This is a genomic window from Candidatus Methylomirabilota bacterium (assembly GCA_036005065.1).
In the GTDB taxonomy this organism is placed as follows: Bacteria; Methylomirabilota; Methylomirabilia; order Rokubacteriales; family DASRDR01; genus DASYQW01.
On the sequence record DASYQW010000196.1, the window covers coordinates 1 to 4,217 of the forward strand.

The 4,217-nt window shown below is 70.7% G+C and carries 4 protein-coding genes and 1 pseudogene; 1 reads left to right on the forward strand and 4 read right to left on the reverse strand.

Annotation, left to right across the window (positions count from 1 at the left end; all coding sequences use genetic code 11):
* Window positions 1–368 (forward strand): hypothetical protein (locus VGW35_14160; GenBank protein ID HEV8308802.1); only part of this gene is annotated, 368 nt, incomplete at its 5' end.
* A 134-nt stretch (window positions 369–502) separates the two neighbouring features.
* On the opposite strand, the pseudogene VGW35_14165 reads toward VGW35_14160, so the two are convergent.
* The 4 genes and pseudogenes from VGW35_14165 to VGW35_14180 form a co-directional block, all read right to left on the reverse strand.
* Window positions 503–1,390, reverse strand: a pseudogene (locus tag VGW35_14165) (decaprenyl-phosphate phosphoribosyltransferase).
* Between the two features lie 11 nt (window positions 1,391–1,401).
* Complete coding sequence (locus tag VGW35_14170; protein ID HEV8308803.1) at window positions 1,402–2,334, reverse strand: SDR family oxidoreductase; 933 nt, start codon at window positions 2,332–2,334, stop codon at window positions 1,402–1,404.
* A gap of 133 nt (window positions 2,335–2,467) precedes the next feature.
* Window positions 2,468–3,439 (reverse strand): NAD-dependent epimerase/dehydratase family protein, encoded by a 972-nt coding sequence (locus VGW35_14175; protein HEV8308804.1) that lies wholly within the window; start codon window positions 3,437–3,439, stop codon window positions 2,468–2,470.
* A 54-nt stretch (window positions 3,440–3,493) separates the two neighbouring features.
* On the reverse strand, window positions 3,494–4,217 hold a 724-nt coding region (locus VGW35_14180; protein ID HEV8308805.1), incomplete at its 5' end, for a nucleotide sugar dehydrogenase.

Sequence of the window (4,217 nt, forward strand, 5' to 3'; positions counted from 1 at the left end):
CGGCCCGTGCCGGATCCTGGGCGCCGTCACCGAGCCCCACGCGGGCGCGCCGGGGGCTGACGGCGCTCGGGCTCGCCGCGGAGCCGCCCCCCGCCGGGCGTCGTCGTCGCGGCCGTCTCGTCGGCCTGCCCCGGGCCCGGCACCCCGCGCCGGCGCGGCTCGTGATCCGCCTGCGGGCCCGCCGGGGGCCGCTCCGCCCGCCCCTCGCCCCAGCAGTCGGGGCCGTGGCGGTGTCCCGCCCGGGCGCGCTACCCTCCTACGACCCGTTCGACCCGGATCGGTGGTGGCAGGACGGGAAGATGGCGCTCCAGGTCGCCAACGAGTACGGCAAGCTCGCGGCGAGCTTCCTCACTTTCCTCGCTCAGTGAGCCGTAAAGACAAACGCCGGGCTTGGCCCGCGCGTCCACACCTGGCAACCCGACGGTCCGCTCCGAGCGGCGGCTTGGCCGCCGCAACCGAAGGGGGGGTATCGGGGGGGTCTTCCGAGACCCCCCCGAATGACCTAGTGAGCGAGGTAGAGGATCATCGTCACGGTGGCGGCCCACAACGCGACGTCCACCAGGAGCGCGCGGTCCGTCAGGAGGTGCTCGGACGGGTTCCCGCCCAGATCCCGGCGGTAGAGCAGGTAGAGGTAGCGGAAGATGCCGTACAGCACGAACGGGATCGTCAGCGGGAGTCGGGTCGTCCCCAGCCGCGCGGCGGTCTCCGGCGCGACGGTGTAGAGCGCGTACGCCATCAGGGTCGAAGCCGTCACCACCGCGATCATCTGGTCCAGGAGCTGGGGGGAGTATTCCTCCAGGATGGGCCGGTGGCCGGCGGCGCCGCCCTCCAGGGCGAGGAGCTCGTGGCGCCGCTTGCCGAAGGTCAGGAACAGGGCCAGCAGGATCGTGCAGAGCAGAAGCCAGTGAGAGAACTCGGCATCGATGACCACGACCCCGGCCAGCGCGCGGAGCACGAACCCGGCCGCGATCATCAGGGCGTCGACGATGACCAGATGCTTGAGCCCGGCCGAGTACGCGGTCAGGAGCGTCGCGTAGGCGAGCGCCACCCACCCGAGGCGCGCGGACAGGGCGAAGGCTCCGACGATCGCGAGGGCGCCGAGCCCCACCCCGATGCCCAGGGCCAGATCGGTGGAGAGCCGCCCGGCCGCGACCGGGCGGTGGCGTTTCTGGGGGTGGGTGCGGTCGCGGTCGGCGTCGAGCACGTCGTTGACGAGGTACGTGCTGCCCGACAGCACGCAGAAGAGGACGAAGGCGAGCAGCACACGCAGGACCAGCCCGGGCCGCTGGAAGCTCTGCGAGAAGATCAGGCCGGCGAAGACCAGGAAGTTCTTGGTCCACTGCTGCGGCCGGAGAGAGACGACGAGATCGGCGAGCACGCGACCCGGCGCGGCGGTCTGTTCTAGGCCGAGAAGGCCGCGACTGTCCGCCGGAGACCCTCCGTGAAGCTGATGCTCGGCGTGTAGCGGAGACGCTCCCGGGCCCGCGTCACGTCGGCCTGGGTATCCCGGACGTCGCCGGCCCGGGGCGGCGTGTGGCGCGCCGACAGCCGCCGGCCGAGGATCTCCTCGATCCCCCGGGCAATGTCCAGCACCGAGAGCCGGTCCCCGCAGGCGACGTTGAAGACCTCGCCGCCGACCCCCGGGGCCTCCGCCGCGGCGAGGTTGGCCTCGACGACGTTGGCGACGTAGGTGAAGTCACGGGTCTGCTTGCCGTCTCCGTGCACCTCGAGGGGCTCGCCGCGGAGGGCGGCCTGGATGAACCGCGCCACCACCGCGGCATACTCGGACTGGGGGTCCTGGCGCGGGCCGAACACGTTGAAGTAGCGCAGGGAGACCGTCTCCAGGCCGTAGTGCAGGGCGAAGTTGGCGCAGTAGTGCTCGCCGATCAGCTTGGACGCGCCGTAGGGCGAGATCGGCTGCGGCCGCATGTCCTCCCGAAGCGGCAGGACAGGCTGGTTCCCGTAGACGGCGGAGGAGGACGCGAAGACGAGCCGGCGGACGCCAGCCGCCCGGGCCGCCAGGAGCAGTCGCATGGTCCCCGTCACGTTGACGTCGTGGTACGCGAACGGATCGTCGATGGACTTGGGGACCGACCGGAGCGCCGCCTGGTGAAAGATCACGTCGACGCCGGTCACGGCCCGCTCGAGCAGGGCGGAATCGCGGAGGTCGCCGGCCAGCACCTGGAGGTTCGGGTGATCCGGCAGGAACTCGCGCCGGCCGCTCGAGAAGTCGTCCAGGACGCGGACGGACCGCCTTCGGGCGAGGAGCGCCTCGGTCAGATGCGAGCCGATGAAGCCTGCGCCGCCGGTGACGAGGGCGTGCCCGGCACCCACCCTAGATCGTCGGGGGGGTCTCGGAAGACCCCCCCGACACCCCCCCATCGGTTGCGGCAGCAAAGCCGCCGCCCGGAAACCGTCCGCAGCCAAGAATCCTGGGGCGCCCGCTTCCCATTAGTCCGACAGCACCCTACTGCCGCCCGGTCTCGCGCAGGAAGCTGATGACGCGGGTGAGGGTCTCGTCGAGCGCGACCTGGGGTCGATAGCCGACGGCCCGCTCCGCCTTTCCGATGGCCGGCACGCGGCGGCGGAGATCTTCGAATCCCGGCTGGTAGGCTTCCTGGTACGGCACGTACACGATCGGCGACGCGCTGCCCGTGAGCGCCCGGACCCGCTCCGCCAGCTCGGTGATGGTCACCTCTTGAGCGCTGCCCACGTTGAACACCTGCCCGGCCACCTCCGAGCTCAGCGCCAGCGCGATGGTCGCCCGGACGGCGTCCTCGACGTCCGTGAAGCACCGCGACTGCCGGCCGTCTCCGTACACCGTGATGGGCTGCCCGTCGAGCGCCTGCCGGACGAAGCGCGGCACCACCATGCCGTAGCGTCCCGTCTGCCGCGGCCCGACGGTGTTGAAGAACCGGATGATGACGACAGGGAGCCCGCGCTCCTGGTGATACGCGAGGCCCAGGAACTCGTCGATCGCCTTGGAGCACGCATAGCTCCAGCGGCTCTTGGTGGTCGGCCCGAGGAGGCGGTCGTCCTCCTCGCCGAGCGGCACCTGATCGTTCTTGCCGTAGACCTCCGAGGTCGAGGCGAGCACGACGCGCGGCCGCCGGTGGGCCGCCGCTCGCAGGACGACCTCGGTGCCCACGATGTTGGTGGCGATGGTCTCGACCGGCCGCTCGAGGATCAGCCGGACGCCGACCGCGGCCGCCAGGTGGTAGACCACGTCGGCCGCGTCCACGAGCTTCTGGACCAGGGCCTCGTCGGTGACCGAGCCGAGGGTGAGGGCGAACCGGGGATGGCCCTGAACAGCCTTGACGTTCTCGAGCCGGCCCGTCGAGAGGTCGTCCAGGACGGCCACCTCGTGGCCGGCAGCCAGGAGCGCCTCGGTGAGGTGGGACCCGATGAAACCCGCGCCGCCGGTGACCAGTGCCTTCATCGAGAGATGACCGCCCGGCGCCCGCCTACAGGGCCGCGCGCATGCGGCCCGGCATCACAGGCGGACCACCTTGTCCCGACCCGCCTTCACGTCGCGGGTGGCGTTCCGGGTATCGAAGACAAGCGGCGCGTGCTCCACGATCCAGTCGTAGTTGTAGCTCGCGTGATCGGTGTGGACCACGACGCAATCGACGCCGGCCAGGGTGTCGACGGTCAGCGGCACCGATTCGAGCCGGGTCTCCCCCGCCACCAGGTGCGGGATCAGGGGGTCGTGATACGCGACAGCGACCCCGTGCTCGCCGAGCAGCTCCAGCACCTTGAGCGCGGGCGAATTGCGCACGTCGGCGACATTCCGCTTGAAGGTGACCCCCAGGAGCAGGACCCGGGTCTCCAGCACCCGCTTCCCCTGCCGGCTCAGGAGGCGCAGGAGCTTCTGCACCACGAAGTACGGCATGTTGGCGTTGACCTCGGCCGCCAGCGTGATGAAGTTCGTGTAGAAGTCGTACTCCTTCGCTTTCCAGGCGAGATAGACCGGGTCGACGGGAATGCAGTGGCCCCCCACCCCCGGTCCCGGCTGGAAGCTCATGAAGCCGAACGGCTTGGTGGCGGCCGCCTCCACGACTTCCCAGACGTTGATCCGCATCCGGTCGCAGAGCATCGCCAGCTCGTTGACGAGGGCGATGTTCACGTTCCGGAAGATGTTCTCGAGGAGCTTCGCCGTCTCGGCCACCCGCGGGGATGACACCGGCACCACCTTGACCACGACCTTCTCGTAGAGG

Excerpts from the sequence above, each read along its gene's own strand:
- VGW35_14175 (HEV8308804.1), bottom strand. The coding sequence starts at position 3,439 with ATGAAGGCACTGGTCACCGGCGGCGCGGGTTTCATCGGGTCCCACCTC.